Origin of the sequence: Chromobacterium sp. CV08, from assembly GCF_051129845.1 — a bacterium.
In the GTDB taxonomy this organism is placed as follows: Bacteria; Pseudomonadota; Gammaproteobacteria; order Burkholderiales; family Chromobacteriaceae; genus Chromobacterium.
Map to the genome: position 1 here is coordinate 2488589 of NZ_CP150453.1, position 15988 is coordinate 2504576.

A 15988-nucleotide genomic window follows, 5' to 3' on the forward strand; every position below is an offset into this window, starting at 1 on the left:
CCGCATGAAAGGTTTGTCATGAACGATCTGGTTTTCGCCGGCAACAAGGCGCTGTACCTGGTGTTGCTGATGTCGGCCTGGCCCATCGTGGTCGCCACCGTGATCGGCCTCCTGGTCGGTCTGTTCCAGACCGTCACCCAATTGCAGGAGCAGACGCTGCCGTTCGGCATCAAGTTGTTCGGCGTCAGCCTGTGCCTGTTCCTGTTGTCCGGCTGGTACGGCGAGACGCTGCTGGCCTTCGGCCGCGAGGTGATGCGGCTGGCGCTGGCCAGGGGATAGCCGCATGCAGTTCGGGCTGTTCTTCGAAGTCCACGGCTGGGTGGCGGCGGCGGCGCTGGGCTTCGCCCGCGTGGCGCCGGTGTTCTTCATCCTGCCCTTCCTCAACAGCAATGTGCTGACCGGCATGGTGCGCACCGCGGTGGCGATGATGGTGGCGCTGGGCCTGTGGCCGCATCCGCCGCTGGCCCAGGCGGCCTTCCAGGCGCTGCCGCTGATGGCGCTGCTGATGCGAGAGGCGGCGGTCGGCCTGCTGCTGGGCTGCCTGCTGGCCTGGCCGTTCTGGGTCTTCCACGCGCTGGGCAGCATCATAGACAACCAGCGCGGCGCCACGCTGAGCAGCAGCATAGACCCGGCCAACGGCGTCGACACCTCGGAGCTGGCCAATCTGTTCAATCTGTTCGCCGCCGCCGTCTATCTGCAGGGAGGCGGCATGGGGCTGATGCTGGACGTGATGCGGCAGAGCTACCAGCTGCTGGACCCGCTCGGCGACGGCCTGCCGCCGCTGGCGCCGGTGCTGGGCCTGCTGAACCAGATCATCGCCAAGTCCATCGTGCTGGCCAGCCCGGTGACGGCGGCGCTGCTGCTGTCCGAGGCGGTGCTGGGACTCTTGTCGCGCTTCGCGCCGCAGATGAACGCCTTCGCGGTATCGCTGACGGTGAAGAGTGCCGTCGCCCTGCTGATCATGCTCTTGTATTTCGCGCCGGTGCTGCCGGACACGGTCCTGCGGCTGGGCTTCCGGCCCGAGGCGCTGGGCGGCTGGCTGGTGCGCTGAGATGGCCAACAAGACCGAACAACCGACCCGCAAGCGGCTGCAGGATTCGGCCAAGAAGGGCCAGTCCTTCAAGAGCCGCGATCTGGTGGTGGCCTGCCTGACGCTGTGCGGCGTCGCCTACCTGGTGTCCTTCGGCTCGCTGGTGGAGCTGATGGGCGCCTTCCGCCAGGCGATAGCCGGCGGCTTCCAGCAGGACATGCACGGCTACGCCCAGGCGGTGTTCTGGCTGGGGCTGAAGCTGCTGCTGCCCATCTTCCTGCTGTGCGTCGTCGCCTCGGCGCTGCCGGTGCTGCTGCAGACCGGCTTCGTGCTGGCCAGCGAGGCGTTGAAGCTCAATCTGGAGGCGCTCAATCCGGTCAACGGCTTCAAGAAGCTGTTCAGCCTGCGCACGATCAAGGAGGCGGTGAAGGCGCTGCTGTACCTGGCCAGCTTCGCGGTGGCGGTGGTGCTGATCTGGCGCAAGCACAAGGCGCTGCTGTTCGCCCAGCTGAACGGCGGCGTGATGGACGTCGCGACGGTCTGGCGCGAGTTGCTGCTGTCGCTGGTGCTGACCTGCCTGGGCTGCATCGTGCTGATCCTGATCCTGGACGCCGTCGCCGAATACTTCCTGTTCATGAAGGACATGAAGATGGACAAGGAGGAGGTGAAGCGCGAGATGAAGGAGCAGGAGGGCAATCCGGAGATCAAGTCGCGCCGGCGCGAGGCGCATATGGAAATCCTGTCCGAGCAGGTGAAGTCGGACATCGAGAACTCGCGGCTGATCGTCGCGAACCCCACCCATATCGCCGTCGGCATCTATTTCCGGCCGGAGCTGGTGCCCATCCCCTTCGTCTCGGTGATGGAAACCAACCAGCGGGCGCTGGCGGTGCGCGCCTACGCCGAGAAGGTCGGCGTGCCGGTGGTGCGCGACGTGCCGCTGGCGCGACGCATTTTCGCCAGCCACCGCCGCTACTCCTTCATCAGCCTCGAGGAGGTCGACGAGGTGCTGCGGCTGCTGGCCTGGCTGGAACAAGTGGAAAACGCCGGTCGTCCCGACGACGAACCGTGAGCGATTCCTGAATGTTTGACCCCGGCAGGCGCGGTTAAATGACGGTGTCCCCGGTCGAGAGGCCGGGGCGCCAGCCAGCTCTGCCGGGTTGGTGACCTTACTCAGGAGCAGATTTGTGATGGACGCTAATGAAAACGTCAGCGACGACCGTTTTGCAGAGATGGTCTGGGAGGCCGTGAGCGGCGGCGCCACGTTGAAAGACGTGCACGGGATTCCGCAGGACATGATGGAAGGCCTGTACGCCCACGCTTACGATTTTTACCACAAGGGACGGCTCGACGAGGCGGAGACCTTTTTCCGCTTCCTCTGCATCTACGACTTCTACAACCCCGATTACATCATGGGCCTGGCGGCGGTGTGCCAGCTGAAGAAGCAATTCCAGAAAGCGGCCGATCTGTACGCGGTCGCCTTCGCGCTGAGCAAGAACGACTACCGGCCGGTGTTCTTCACCGGCCAGTGCCAGCTGTTCATGCGCAAGGCCGTCAAGGCCAGGCAGTGCTTCGAACTGGTGCTCGAACAAAGCGACGACGAGTCGCTGCGCGCCAAGGCCCAGGCGTATCTGGACAGTCTGCAGCAAGCGGAGGCCGAGCAGTCCCGTCAGCAGGAAAAGGAACAGGCATGAGTGACGCAAGCACAATCGGCCGCAGTGCGTATCTGCACAATCCCAAGCTGGCCGAAACCGCGTTCGAGAGCGTCCGCAAGGACGGCAGCTTCCTGGACGCCGCGGACAAGGCGCTGAAGGCGGTGCTGGCCACCAAGGCCGGCGCCGGGGACGCGCAAGTCCGCGAGCGCGATCTCGCCACGCCGACGCTGACCCAGCCGACGGACAGGGCCAAGAAGGAGCTGGACGGCAGCGGCAAGTTGACGCTGCTGCTGGGCCAGCTGATGTCGGTACTCGGCGATGTCTCGCTGTCGCAGCTGGAAAGCCGCATCGCCACCTGGCGGGCGATGATGGCGGCCCAGGTGGAGATGGGCGACAAGCTCTCCCGCGAGTTTCAGCAGGCGCTGAAGGAGGCCGCCGAGGCCACCGAGGCCTTCAAGGGCGCGTCCGGCCAGTACGACAGCGCCAAGCAGGCCGCCGACGCCGCGCAGCAGAAGGCGGACGCCGCCAAGGCCAAGGTCGACGCGATGACGCCGGAGGAACCCGGCTACGCCGAGGCCCAGGCCGCCAGCCAGCAGGCCGCGTCCGACGCGCTGCAAGCCAGGCAGAAGGCCGACAAGGCCCAGGACGTGGCGGAAAAGGCCCGCATCGTCGCCGTGGACAAGGCCAAGATCGCCGACGACCTGGCAGGCAAGGTGCAGGGCGCCAATGTCAGCGCCGACGTCTCGCGCAAGACCGGCGAGGACAATCTGTCCAATGTCGCCAAGCTGACGATGCTGATGGCGATTTTCGTCGAGCTGGTCGGCAAGAACAGCGAAGAGAGCCTGAAAAACGATCTGGCCTTGTTCCAGTCGTTGCAGGAGGGCCGACAGAAGGAAATGGACAAGAAGTCCGCCGAGTACCAGGAAGAGGTGCGCAAGGCGGAGGAGCTCAATCGCACCATGGGGTGCATTGGCAAGATTCTGGGCGCGGTGCTGACGGTGGTCAGCGTCGTGGCCGCGGCATTCACCGGCGGCGCCAGCCTGGCGCTGGCCGCGGTGGGCGTCGCGCTGATGGTGGCTGACGAAGTGGTCAAGGCCACCACCGGGGTGTCCTTCATGGAAGAGGCGTTGAAGCCGCTGATGGACAAGGTGCTCAAACCGTTGATGGACCTGATAGGCAAGGCCATCACCAAGGCGCTGGAAGGCATGGGGGTGGACAAGAAGACCGCCGAGCTGGCCGGCTCCATCATCGGCGCGGTGCTGGCCGCCGTCGCCATGGTCGCGGTGATGGTGGTGGTGGCCGTCGTCGGCAAGGGCGCCGCCAGCAAGCTGGGCGGCGCGCTCAGCAAGCTGATGGGCGACACCATCAAGAAGATGGTGCCCACGGTGATGAAGGAACTGGCCAAGAACGGCAGCAAGGTGCTGAGCCAGGGCTTCCAGCGTCTGGCCAACAGCATGGGCCTGCAGACCGACGCCGCCGCCAAGCAGATGATGGCCAACACCCTGGGCCGCGTGGTGGTCGGCGGCGAGGTGGCGCAGGCCACCACGCAGGCCGGCGGCAATGTGGCGCAGGGCGTGTTCATGAAGAACGCCAGCGACGCGCTGGCCGACTTCACGCTGGCCCGCGCCGCGATGGAACAGATCGAGCAATGGCTGAAGCAGGCGGTGGAAGTGTTCGCCAGCACCCAGAAGATCACCCAGGAACTGACCACGACGATGTCCGCCGCGCTGCAGCAGAACGGCGAAGCCGGCCGCTTCGTGCTGCGTCAGAGCCACGTCTGAAGAATATGAGGAATCGATGATGAATAACGCCATTACTTCTTCCCCGCTGTTCCCGTCCCGCCTGTCCCAGGCCGTTTCCGAGCAAGCCGACGGCGTAGCCAAGCCGCGCGCGCAGGACGGGCTGATCTCGGTCGGCACGCTGCAGGCCATCCTGAGCCAGAGCGGCGGCGCGGGCCGCGAACTGGCCGGCGCGCTGGCCGGCAAGCCGGACCTGGCCCAGCCGAAACTGAAGCCGCAGGACGCCGGCGTGCTGCACGAGTGGCTGGCCTCCAAGCGCGAGGACGCGGGCTTCACCGCCGGCGTCGAGCACACCGCCAACAAGCTGGAGCAGGCGATAGACAAGGAGCTGGAGCAGCGCAGCGCCGAGAAGGGCGCAGGCTTCGACATCAGCGGCCTGTCCACCCGGATGGCGGCGCTGCTGTCGCAGGCCATCGTGCTGATGTCGGCGCTGCGCACCGCCGACAACGACTTGAGCACCAAGCTGTCGCTGGTCAGCTTCGACGCCACCAAGGCCACCGCGGCCTCGATGGTGCGCGAAGGCATCGCCAACCTGTCCAGCAGCATCGTGCAGAGCGTCGGCCAGGTGGCCATCACCGGCGTCGGCGCCAAGAAGAGCCTGAACGGCCTGAGCGCCGAGCGCGGCGCCTTGAAGAACAACGCGCCCAAGCTCGGCAAGCTCGGCGATGAGGGCCGCAGCATCCAGACCACGCTGGGCCGCCAGAACGCGGTCAAGCTGGGCGCGGACGCCGACAGCCTGAAGCAGGTCGGGCTGAAGCCGCAGAACGGCGCGGCCCGTCCGGAGGTTGGCGCGCTGAGCGGGCAGCCCGGCGCCGCGGGCAGCGTGGCGGACGGCATGGCCGGCGACCAGATCGGCCTGCAGTCCAGCAACGCCCGCCTGGCCAAGCAGCATGAGACGGCCCTCGGCGGCACCGCCGACGGTCTGGCGGTCAAGAGCCAGGCCGAACAGCTGGCGCTGGACGACACCAAGCTGAAGGCCCAGGCCAAGCAGACCACCGGCAAGGCGATCATGGACAGCTCGGCCGCGGCCGGCAGTATCGCCGGCGGCTCCGGCCGCTACGCCTCCACGCTGGAGCAGTCCGAGCAGCAGATCAGCCAGGCTTCCAGCCGCGTGGCCGGCACCGCTTCCGAGGAAACCCGCGAAAGCAGCCGCAAGGCCGACAGCATCATCCAGGAACTGCTGCGCACGCTGGACGGCATCAGCCAGTCCAAGAGCTCGGCGATGGCCGCGATCGCCGGCAACATCCGCATCTGATCCATCCGATCGGAAAGCGGCGGGGCGCGCCAGCGTCCCGCCCGCCGCCCCGGCCCGCCCGGGGCGGGCTTCCGCACCATTGATCCCGCCAGCGTCGCCGACGTGCTACGGCGCCCATGCTGGCCATGCAGGGGAATCCCATGTACGGCATTCAAACTTCGAACTCCATGTCGCCGATGCGGCCTCAGGCACCGGAAGTCCGGACCGACGCGCCGCGTCCGGACGCGGCCGGCGCCGCCGGGACCGCGCGCGTCGTCGCCCAGGGACCGTCCGTGCCGGCGCTCGATGCCGCCAGGACCAAGGCCGACGAGTTGAGCCGCGCCGCGCAGGACGTCCGCCGCGGCGTCGAGCGGCAGGTCTCCCATGAAATCAAGCTGGCCGAGCAGCGCTCGCCGTCTTCCGGCGCGCAAGCGCCGTCGGCCGAGTCGGTGCGCGCCAGGCGCGAAGCGCTGGCCGGCGAACTGGACGATGCCAGGAACAGCCTGACCGTCAGCGCCCGGCTGCTCGACGGCAATCTGCGGGGCATCGCGCAAAGCGACTACGCGATGAGCGCCGAGCAGAAGCAGGATCTGGGCGCGGCGCTGGAAGACGCCTTCGCCGACGCCGAGCCGCAGGCCCGCGCCATCGGAGCGCCTATGCTGTATTCGGCCAAGGCCCCTACCGGCGAGGACATGTCGGACAGCAAGCTGTGGAAGGAGATCGCCGACGCGATAGGCGGGATCAAGGACAACTACCTGGGCATCTACGAAAACGTCGTCGGCCAGTACACCGATTTCTACAAGGCCTTCAGCGACAAGGTCTTGGCGAAGATCGGCAAGTGGATCGAGTCGGGAGGCGACGGCAACAAGGTCAAGCTCAACGTCGGCGAACTGAAGAAGGCGCTGGAGGACTTGATCAAGGATTTCTCGCTGCCGAACAAGGCTGCCGTGCTGTTTCCGACCCAGGCCAAGGGCGACGGCGCGATCGAGGGCGGGGACAAGGCCGCTGCCGAAAAGTGGGCGGACGAGATGGGCCTGCCGAGGTCCTGCGTCCAGCAGACCGGCGGCAAATGGGTGGTGGTGATCGACACCACGCCGATCACCACGATGAAAGACAACGTCCCGGCGCCGGGCACGGGCGTCGTCGAGATGGACAATGCCAAGTTCCAGTCCTGGCAGTCCGGCTTCAAGGCCCAGGAAGAAAACCTGAAGAACACCTTGCAGACGCTGACCCAGAAATACAGCAACGCCAACTCGCTGTTCGACAATCTGGTCAAGGTCCTGAGCAGCACCATCAGCAGCTGCCTGGAAACCGCCAAGTCCTTTCTGCAGATCTAACACCTGATCGGGAGCAAGCGATATGCCCATCACAGCTTCATTGTCGCGCGCGGCGTCCTGCCCGGACCTGAGCGCGCTCCACGCCGGCGCCGGCGCGCCGCGCACCGGCCTGGCCCGGCAGCTGAGCGCCGCCGAAGGCCGCGCCGGCACGCCGCCGGCGCGCGCGCTGTCCGACGGCGATCTGGCCGGCTACCAGGCCGGCTTCGTCAACCGCAGCCTGGAGGCGCTGTTCGCCAGTGCCGGCAGCGCCGACGCGCTGCGTGACGTCTACCACGGTTCCAACAATGTCTACGCCAAGCTGGAGGTCGCCGAATTCGCCAAGGTCTACCATCAGCTGTCGCGGCAGCCGGGTCTGAGCGCCGAGGCGCGCGGCGTGCTGGACGGCCAGGCGCGCCGGTACGCGGAACAGATCTTGAAGGACGGCCTCGGCGAGCGTTCGGCCTTCGGGCCGTGGACGCCGAAAACCGCCAAGGGCTATCAGTTGCGCAGCGCGCTGGAGCGCCAGCTGGGTCAGTTCGCCGGCAAGCATCTGGCCGGCGACGCCGCCAAGCTCGGCGACGCGATGATGCGTGACGAGGTGATGCCCTTCGTGCGGCAATACCTCGAGCACCAGCTGGGCGGGCGCCTGAGCGAAGACGCGCTGCGCCAGCTGTGCGGCGTGTTCGACCGCGCAGCCTTCCAGGCCTTCGAGGCCTTGCGCGAGGCGCGCGGCCACTTGCAGGAGCTGCACGGCCTGGGCGTCGGCAAGCTGGCGCGCGATCTGGACACCGTGGCGGTATTGCCGCTGCTGCTGCGCAATGTATTGGCGCAGTTGGCGCCGCCGCCGCCGAACGGCGCGCGGCCGGAGCCGCCGGCCGCAGCCGAGCCGACCGGCGACAACGGCCCGACGCCGCCGCAGGCGGGAGGCGTGACGATCAATATCGGCGACATCCATATCGACAACAGCCGCCACACCGATAATAGCCGGCGCGTCGTCCACCGCCATGGCGGCAGGCGGCGCGGCGACGGCCCGACGCCGCTGGCGGTGTCGCTGCGACTGCGGCAGGACGGCGCGGCGCAACGGGCCGATTCCGGCCGCGACCGCGGCGCCGAACGCGCGGGCAACCGCTCCGTCGGCGTTGACGCGGCGACCGGGCGCGAGACCGGCGTCAGCAAATCGGGCGTCGACGCCTCGACGCAGACGACGGCAGGCGCCGGGCGCTCAAGCGTAGTGGACGCGCCGCGCGATGCCGGCGTCCAGGCGGGCCCCGTTGCGGATGCGCCGACACCGGGCCCGGCCGCCTTGCCGTTCGCAACGTGGCGCAGCTACTACCCGGAGGCGGTGCTGCGTTCGGTCGGCTTTCAGCAGAACGGCGACGCCCATCCGGCGGCGCGGGCGCTGGTCACCGATTTGCGCAACGCGCTGAGGCTGAACGGCGGCGAGTTGGGAGCCGTGCCGGCGCAGGCCGCCCTGGTCGCGGTGCGCGACGGTTTCCTGCGCGAGGCGCCCGGCAGGGACGGCGCGTCGCAGCCTTACCGGCAGCCGCTGGACGACGGCCAGTGGGAGACGCTGAGGGGCGCGCTGGACGCCCACCCGCAACACGATCAGTTGCGCGGCCAGGTGCAGAGGCTGGCGCGGCTGACCAATCTGACCGGCGGAGACTGGCCGGCCGACAGCGCCGTCGCCAGGCTGCTGGACTGGGCGCGGCCGACGCAGGACGCGCGACAGGCGCCGCCGGCGCCGCAGCCGTCGCTTGCCGCGACCGAGCCGGCCGGCGACCTGGCCGGCGCCGGTCTGGATTTCGCGCCGATGCGCGAGCTGCCGACCGCCGCCTATCTGCGCAGCCTGCAGTTCATCAGCCAGCCGCGCGCGGCCGGAGACCTGCTGCTGGGCACGCTGCGCGGCGCCCTGCAGGTCGACCCGGCCACGCCGGCGGCGCGGCGGGCCGACTTCGAGAAGAGCCGCGACGCGCTGTTGCCGAGCTTCAATCGGGGCGCGGTGCTCGACGACTTCGCCGCCGGCCGGACGGAAAAGCTGGAACCGGCACTGGAGCGGCTGCTGCCGGCGCTGGAGCGCCATCCGCAACGCGAGAAGCTGGCCGGTTTCGCTCGGCAGATGGCGCGCGACACCGCGCTATTGCGCGGTGGCGAGCCCAATCCGCTGCTGAGCCGGCTGTTCGGCGCGCTGGGTCTGGACGCGGCGGAAGAAGCCGCGCGCCGGCCGCAGCCGGCGGCGGCGTCCGACGTCATCCTCACCGTCGACGGCCAGCATGTGAACGCGGCCGCCGTCCGGGAGCGCGGCGATGCGAAGCGTTGACGAGCAGGTCAGGGCGGTGATCGAGGCCAGCCTGGCCGCCGACGCCGCCCGCATCGAGCCGCAGGCCCGGCTGGTCGACGATCTGTACGCCGACTCGCTGGAGCTGCTGGACATGGTGATGGCGCTGAACGACGCCTTCGGCATCGAGATCGGCGTCGACGACATCGCCGGCATCCGGACGGTGGCCGATGTCTGCGCCGTCGTCCGGCGTCTGCTGGGGGCGGGCGAGCCTGCCTGACGGCCGCAGCGGGCCCCGTGAGGGGCCCGTCGTCATCGTCCGCGGATCGGGACCGCGGCAAACCGGTGTATGCTAGCCGGTTTGATCGATACGGAGGAGGTCGCGATGAAGCGGCTTGTTGCGGTTTTATCGTTGTTGCTGGCCGGCGGCGCTTGCGCGTCCGGTCCGGCGCCGTCGGAGCCGGCGCTGGCCGGCCATTACTACCTGCAGGGCGTGCGCGAGGTCGGCGGCGAGCTGCTGCTGAAACCGGACGGCAGTTTCGAATGGGGGCTGAGCTACGGCGCCGTCGACCAGTACGCGCAGGGCCGTTGGACGCTGCGCCAGGGCAAGGTGGAGCTGGATGCCGCCGGGCCGGACAAGGAGCCGGCGTTCCGTCCGTTCCGGGACGAGGAGATGCGGGTGCGCAGACCGGCCGAGCCGGGGCACTGGATCGCCATCGTCGGCATGCCCGGCGTCGGGCCGATGCAGGGCGTGGAGGTCAGCTTCGTCAGCCGCTCCGGCAAGACGGCCTCCGCCGTCACCGACGCCAACGGCGACGCCAGCGTGGAAATGCCGGAGACGGAGCGCTGGACGCGCGCCGGCCTGCGCCGGACCGGCGCCGCCCCGCAGCAATGGTTCGACGTCGCCGGCGACCGCGCCGACCGGCGTCTGGCGGCGTTCGCGGTGGACGACGCCGCCTATCTGGCGCGCGCGCCGTTCCGGACGATGACGCTGACGCCCGATGGGGACGGCGGCCTGGCGACCGACGACGACGGCGGCCGCATGGTGTACCGTCGCCGCTGATCCGTATCGCCCGGCGCTTGAGAGCGGCCCGCAAGCTTGGCTATAGTTTGAGCTAACCGACAGCGAGGACGTGACACGCATGAGGCGTCGCCAATTCTTGAGCACGGCAGCGGGCGGTTTGCTGGCCCTGCCGTTTTCCTTCGGAGCCGCGCGCAAGCCGACCATCACGATTGCGCTGAAGTCGCTGCGCAACCAGTTCTTCACGATGATGATCGCCGGCGCGGACCAGCATCGGGTGACCCACGCCGGCGAGTACCAGCTGACCGTCGAGGGCGTGCAGGAGGAGACGGACGTCAAGGGCCAGCAGGCCATCGTCCAGCGCTGTCTGGAGCGGCGCGACGACGCGCTGATCATCGCGCCCGCCGATTCCAGCGCGATGATCCCCATCCTGCTGAAGGCCATCGCCGCCGGCACGCTGGTGATCAATGTCGACAACAAGCTGGACGAGCGGGCGCTGGTGAAGGCCAACGTCAACATCCCCTTCGTCGGCCCCAGCAACTTCAATGGCGCGCGCGGCGTCGGCGACTACATCCTGCGCGGCCTGAAGCCCGACAGCAAGGTCGGCATCATCGAGGGCTTGCCGCAGTCTATCAATGCCAAGGCGCGCAGCGACGGCTACCGCGAATCCATACGCAGAGCCGGCATGACGCTGGCCGGCATGCGCTGGGGCTACTGGGTCAGCGACAAGGGGCGGCAGGCGGCGCTGGAATTGCTGGACGCGGCGCCGGACCTCGCCGCGCTCTTGTGCGGCAACGACAATATGGCGATAGGCGCGGTCGAGGCGGTCGCCGCGAGGCACCGCATCGGCAAGGTGCTGATAGGCGGCTACGACAATATCAGCGATGTCGCGCCGTATCTGGCCAGCGGCCGTATCGCCGCCACCGCCGACCAGCATCCGGAGCTGCAGATGCAGTACGCGCTGGACCTGGCGCTGCAATCGCTGCGCAACCATACCCGGCAGGCCGATATCCAGACCATCATGCAGACACCGGTGGACCTGGTGAAAGGACGCTGACATGAGGCGGTCGCAACGCTGGCTGGGCCTGGCGCTGGCGGGATGCTGCCTGCAGCTGGCCGCCCAGCCGCTCAAATTGACCGTGGTGGCCGACGAGTCTCCGCCGTTCCTGGTGCACAGCGGCGGCGGTCTGACCGGGCCGTACGCCGACGCGTTCCGGCTCTTGATGAGCAAGGCCGGCGTCGCGGTGGTCTATCAGGCGGTGCCGGCCAAGCGCGCCTTCCTGGACGTGGCCACCCGCGACGATACCTGCGCGCTGGCCGTAAACTTCGACCAGGGCGAGAGCGAAACCGTCAATTTCGTCGGCGTCGTCGGCCCGATCGCGCTGACCGCCTACAAGCGCGGCGACGACAAGGCGGCCATCGCCAACGCGGCGGCCTTGCGCAAGCGCAGGCTGGGCGCCGTCGACATCGCCGAGGTACGGGACTTCCTCGGTTCGGCCGGCTTGTCGTTCACGCCGGTGAAAAACGCCTCCAGCGGCTTTTTGATGCTGGCCGCCGGCCGTTTCGACGTCTTCATCAGCGATGTGCCGCCGGCCCAGGCGCCGGGCAAGGACGCGCGGGCGCCGGCGCCGTTGTTCATGCTGGCGCAGGTGGAACGCTGGGTGGCCTGCAATGCCGGGCTGCCGCCGGCGGTGCAGGCGAGGATGAGGGCGGCGCTGAAGGAGGGCGTGTTCGCCGAGGAGGCGTTGCCGGTATGGAGCCGTTACGGCATGGCGGACTATTACCGCGAGACCCGGAGCCGCTGGCTGAAGTGAGCGCCGGCGCGGACGCAAAAAAACCGCCATGACTACAGGGGGGCTGCAAGGTCACGGCGGTGAAAAGCGGATGTCGTCCGTCAGTAGCTGAGGCTGCTGACGGTCGGGCTGGCGGCGGCGTTCAGATTGCAGCCGGCCTGTTGCTGCAGCACATTGGCGCGCCAGCCCAGCTGGGAGGGCTGGGTGATCGGCTGCTTGTTGACGTCCAGCAGCCTGACGGCGGTGAAGCTCATCGCGCCGTCGCCCGGATAGTCGTCGCAGCTGTTGACGCCGTACACCTCCAGCACGCCGCCGAACGCCCAGTTGAAGGTCTGGCCGTAGTTGCTGGTGCGGCTCAGCGTGCTGGCGACATTGCTCGTCGCGTCGCGCGTGACGATGTTCCACGACGAGCAGGTGGCGGTGCCGGCGGCGCAGTTGTTCGCGACGGTGCCGACGATCTGGTTGCCGCTGGCCGTCGGTTGCGGCGTGCTGTAGTTCACCGCGCCGTCGCGGCAGCAGTTCCAGCTCGCTATGGTCCAGCGATTGTCGTTGAAGGCGTTCCAGCCCAGCACCGGCTGCAGGATGCTCTGCACATTGTTGCGGTCCTGCAGGCCGGGGAAGAAGTAGACCACCTGGCCGTCGCTGGAGGCCGGCGCCGCAGGCACCGTCCAGTTGGCGCTGATGCCGGCGTAGGCCGAACGGGTGATCAGCTCGGTGTCCAGCACCCAGCCGTTGACCTGGTCCAGGGTCGCCGCCTGGGGCCGCGGCGCCGGGCCGTCTGCCGCGACGGCCTCTCCATTCGGGCCAAAGCGCGCGTGCCGGCAACGGGCGCCGGCGCGCAGGCCTCCGCCGACGGCGCGGATGCGGCCGTCGGCCAGCAGCGTTTCGCCGGGACGGACCTCCTGCACGCAGCTCGGGTGGAAGTAGCCGAACGGCGTGATCACGTAATCGGCCGGCACGCCGGCCGGGCGGTGGGCGGCGGCTGCGGTCGGGCGGACGGCGTCCGCCGCCAGGGCCGGGGCCTGAAGCGCCGCCAGCAGCGCGACGCCGCGCAGCAGGCGGCGCATCCATGCTTGCCTTGTCGGAATACTCATGCTCGCTCCTTTCCTGGATGGGGCGGGCGTGTTCTGGCTGCGCGCGCCGGTCGTCTCCGAATGAGCGTAGTTGCTCCTGCCGGTTTCAGGCCTGTCCCTTCTGTCAGCGGAAAACGTCGGCCGGCGGCGGCGATGGCGGCTATGGGGAACTTGCGTCGGACGCCGGCGTTCCAATCGAGTTTGAGCGCCGCCGCCCTGCAGGCGGCGGACATGCCGAGGGGTGGATATGACGAAGGTGATGGCGGTCGTGGCCGCATGTCTGGCTTTGAGCGCCGCGATGGCGCTGGCGGACGGGCATTATCCGGTACGCAGTTCCCAACATGTCAGCGACAGCGACTTCAACAATCAGGTGATTTCCTGCTTCCAGGGCGGCGTCGAGATCATCCACGTCGACGGCGCCCGCAACATCACGATGAGCTATGTCGACGGCGAGCTCCGCCAGCTGTCGTACTACACGAACGAGCGCCCGATGGAGCAGCGCTCGCTGGCGGTGCCGCCCAGCCTGGCTTGCCGCGTCGCGCGGCAGTGAACGACCGCAGCCGGCAGCGGCTAGAATGAAGTGAGGAAACCGCGCAGGCCGATCGTCCATGATCCGTCATCTGCTGCCGTTATGGCTGGCCGCCGCCAGCGCCGCCGCCTGTGCGGCCGCGCCGCCGTTGAACATCCTGACCGAGGACGACCCGCCGTTGAGCTTCGTCCGGGACGGGCGTCCGGCCGGGCTGGTGGTGGAGGTGGTGCGCGAAATCCAGCGCCGGGTCGGCAACCATGACCCCATCTTGGTGGTGCCCTGGGCGCGGGCCTATCGCCAGGCGCAGCAGGAGCCCAATACCGCGCTGTTCAACACCAACCGCATCGCCGAGCGCGAGCGTCTGTTCAAGTGGGTCGGGCCGGTCACGGTGACGCAGGGCAGCTTCTTCGTCCGTCGCGACAGCAAGCTGACGCTGGATTCGCTGGACGGCGCCAAGCGTCTGGGCCAGGTCCTGGTGGTGCGCGACTGGTATCTGCAGCTGGCGCTGACGGCGCACGGCTTCGCCAATCTGAAGCCCATCGCCACGCCTAGCCAGATGGTGTCGATGCTGATGCGGGGCCGGGCGGATGTGATCGCCAGCGAGAACACCACGCTGCCGACCCAGCTCAGACAGCTGGGCTACCGCCCGACCGACGTCCGGCCGGCGTACACCTTCATCCACACCTACGGCTATATCGCCTTTTCGCCGCAGACCTCGGACGAGGTGGTGCGGGCCTGGCAGCGGGCGCTGGACGGCATGAAGCGCGACGGCGGCTTCGCCGCCATCTACCGGCGCTGGCTGCCGGGCGAGCCGGTTCCCGAGCTGCGCGCCGCGCCGCCGAAAAGCGGCTGAGCCGCTCTTAGAGCCTGTTCAAGGTCTTACGCCGCCACCATCGCCGAATAAAGCTTGCCGCGGCGGGAGCGGGCGTCCCTGGCTCCATCGTCCGGGCCGCCGAACACGCCGCCGCCGTGGCTGGCCGCGTTGTGGCACAGCAGCATGCCGACCAGGCGGACCGGGAATCCGGTTTCCGGCTCGGCGAATTCTCGCTGCTCGACGTATTCCTGGAACATGTAGCGCGGCCATTCCCGCCGCACCAGCCGCCGCCATTCGTCGGCGTCGCAGCCGTGGCTGACGCGGGAGCCCGCTTCCCGGCCTCCGCTGTGGGGCTTGGCGATCAGCCGGCAGGACCGGGCCAGCAGCGCCTCGGCCTCCTGCTGGCTGGACAGCGCGAACGACGGGATCAGAAAGGGGCGCAGCGCGGCGTAGTCGGCGGCTTCCATGCAGTCTCCCATGATGCCGGCGTGGTTCAGCGCCGCCAGCAGCCGCTTGTCGTCCACCAGGATCAGCGTGCGCACGTCGTTGCAATAGGCGCCGGTCTCGATCAGCCGCGCCAGCGCGGCGGCCGGTATCAGCGGCAGCTCGCTGCGGTCCATTTCCAGAATGCAGCGGTCCACCGGCTGATCGCGAACCCGGACGCGACCGCCTTCGCATTGCAGCTCCATCGGATGGGCTTGCAGCAGGCGCACGCCGCAGCGGCGCAACTCGTTTTCCAGCAGCAGGACTTCCCCGCCGCGCTCGCCGGTGTGGACCATCGCCGCCGCGCTGCCGGGCGGGTGCATCTCGCGCAGCATGCGCAGGAAGGCGTCGTGGCCGGGCCGCCGTTCGGGGGCCTGGGCGTGGAAGGCGTCCATCAGCTGGCCGGCCATCCAGCCGTTCAGCGGATAACGCGCGCCGAGCCCGCAAAGGCGGGCCTGGCCGTCGCGGTCGTAGACGAATTCGGGCCGGTAGAAACCGACCTGGTATGGGCGGCGGCCAGCTGCGCGCAGCAGGTTTTCGCTCGCCGCCGGCAGTCGGTAGATCGCGCGTATCCGCCGATCGCGGAAATACTGGCCGACGACGGCGCGCAGCGCCGCGTCCAATAGGCGGCTGAGCTCCCGCGGTACGGCGGGGACGGCGGGCCAGGGCGGGGAGCCGCCGGCTCGGTAGGCGGGGCCGGGCGCATCGTCCTGCGTCGGGGTGTCGGTCATGGCTTTTCATCCGCTCGGGTCGACGCGATCGCCGCGGAAAGACCGCGGGCGCGCTGTCTGACCTGTTCTTTGGGACGGTTGAAAAAAATATAGGAGTGGAAATTTTGAATGGATATAGGTACTTACACTGTCTTGCAAACCGGACGGGGTGAGCTATCGCTTGGAATGGGGGGACCATTTTCGACACGGTTCTCGCGGCGAGTCATAAAAGCGTCATACCGTCGTTGACAGCATTGTT

Annotated in this window: 16 protein-coding genes; 14 read left to right on the forward strand and 2 right to left on the reverse strand. The window is 68.5% G+C overall.

Going from position 1 to position 15988, the window contains the following annotated elements:
* Positions 1-18: 18 nt before the first annotated feature.
* The 12 genes from WNM05_RS11620 (at position 19) to WNM05_RS11675 (ending at position 12141) form a co-directional block, all read left to right on the forward strand.
* Positions 19-279 carry an EscS/YscS/HrcS family type III secretion system export apparatus protein gene (locus WNM05_RS11620; protein WP_065202245.1) on the forward strand — a complete coding sequence of 87 codons (261 nt, stop codon included), beginning with the start codon at positions 19-21 and terminating at the stop codon, positions 277-279.
* Positions 280-283: 4 nt separating this feature from the next.
* Positions 284-1051 (forward strand): type III secretion system export apparatus subunit SctT, encoded by a 768-nt coding sequence (gene sctT, locus WNM05_RS11625; protein WP_434626738.1) that lies wholly within the window; start codon positions 284-286, stop codon positions 1049-1051.
* 1 nt (position 1052) lies between these two features.
* On the forward strand, positions 1053-2099 hold the full coding sequence (locus WNM05_RS11630) for an EscU/YscU/HrcU family type III secretion system export apparatus switch protein (RefSeq protein WP_434626740.1): 1047 nt from the start codon (positions 1053-1055) through the stop codon (positions 2097-2099).
* A gap of 118 nt (positions 2100-2217) precedes the next feature.
* Complete coding sequence (gene sicA, locus WNM05_RS11635) at positions 2218-2721, forward strand: type III secretion system translocator chaperone SicA (protein ID WP_434626742.1); 504 nt, start codon at positions 2218-2220, stop codon at positions 2719-2721.
* Complete coding sequence (locus tag WNM05_RS11640) at positions 2718-4463, forward strand: type III secretion system needle tip complex protein (RefSeq protein ID WP_434626744.1); 1746 nt, start codon at positions 2718-2720, stop codon at positions 4461-4463. Before sicA ends, WNM05_RS11640 begins: the two co-directional genes overlap by 4 nt.
* A 19-nt stretch (positions 4464-4482) precedes the next feature.
* Positions 4483-5736, forward strand: coding sequence for an IpaC/SipC family type III secretion system needle tip complex protein (locus WNM05_RS11645; RefSeq protein ID WP_434626746.1), 1254 nt, complete (start codon positions 4483-4485; stop codon positions 5734-5736).
* A gap of 140 nt (positions 5737-5876) precedes the next feature.
* Positions 5877-7052: a type III secretion system needle tip protein SctA gene (gene sctA / locus WNM05_RS11650; RefSeq protein WP_434626748.1), complete on the forward strand. Its 1176-nt coding sequence runs from the start codon at positions 5877-5879 to the stop codon at positions 7050-7052.
* 22 nt (positions 7053-7074) lie between these two features.
* A complete protein-coding gene (locus WNM05_RS11655) occupies positions 7075-9348 on the forward strand; it encodes a hypothetical protein (RefSeq protein ID WP_434626750.1) in 2274 nt (757 codons plus the stop codon).
* Positions 9335-9586 (forward strand): acyl carrier protein, encoded by a 252-nt coding sequence (locus WNM05_RS11660; protein ID WP_434626752.1) that lies wholly within the window; start codon positions 9335-9337, stop codon positions 9584-9586. The genes WNM05_RS11655 and WNM05_RS11660 overlap by 14 nt, the downstream gene beginning before the upstream one ends.
* A 105-nt stretch (positions 9587-9691) precedes the next feature.
* Positions 9692-10369, forward strand: a complete 678-nt coding sequence (locus WNM05_RS11665) for a hypothetical protein (RefSeq protein WP_434626754.1) — start codon at positions 9692-9694, stop codon at positions 10367-10369.
* Between the two features lie 79 nt (positions 10370-10448).
* Positions 10449-11384: a substrate-binding domain-containing protein gene (locus tag WNM05_RS11670; protein ID WP_434626756.1), complete on the forward strand. Its 936-nt coding sequence runs from the start codon at positions 10449-10451 to the stop codon at positions 11382-11384.
* A 1-nt stretch (position 11385) separates the two neighbouring features.
* Positions 11386-12141, forward strand: a complete 756-nt coding sequence (locus WNM05_RS11675) for a hypothetical protein (protein ID WP_434626758.1) — start codon at positions 11386-11388, stop codon at positions 12139-12141.
* An 80-nt stretch (positions 12142-12221) separates the two neighbouring features.
* On the opposite strand, the gene WNM05_RS11680 is transcribed toward WNM05_RS11675, so the two are convergent.
* On the reverse strand, positions 12222-13214 hold the full coding sequence (locus tag WNM05_RS11680) for a hypothetical protein (protein WP_434626760.1): 993 nt from the start codon (positions 13212-13214) through the stop codon (positions 12222-12224).
* Between the two features lie 226 nt (positions 13215-13440).
* Between WNM05_RS11680 and WNM05_RS11685 the strand changes: the two genes are divergently transcribed.
* Both WNM05_RS11685 and WNM05_RS11690 read left to right on the forward strand, forming a co-directional pair.
* The gene (locus tag WNM05_RS11685; RefSeq protein ID WP_434626762.1) at positions 13441-13743 is read left to right on the forward strand and encodes a hypothetical protein; all 303 of its coding nucleotides are present in this window, start codon (positions 13441-13443) and stop codon (positions 13741-13743) included.
* Positions 13744-13801: 58 nt separating this feature from the next.
* A complete protein-coding gene (locus WNM05_RS11690) occupies positions 13802-14575 on the forward strand; it encodes a substrate-binding periplasmic protein (protein WP_434626763.1) in 774 nt (257 codons plus the stop codon).
* A gap of 26 nt (positions 14576-14601) precedes the next feature.
* On the opposite strand, the gene WNM05_RS11695 is transcribed toward WNM05_RS11690, so the two are convergent.
* The gene (locus WNM05_RS11695) at positions 14602-15750 is read right to left on the reverse strand and encodes a hypothetical protein (RefSeq protein ID WP_434626765.1); all 1149 of its coding nucleotides are present in this window, start codon (positions 15748-15750) and stop codon (positions 14602-14604) included.
* Between the last annotated feature and the right edge of the window lie 238 nt (positions 15751-15988).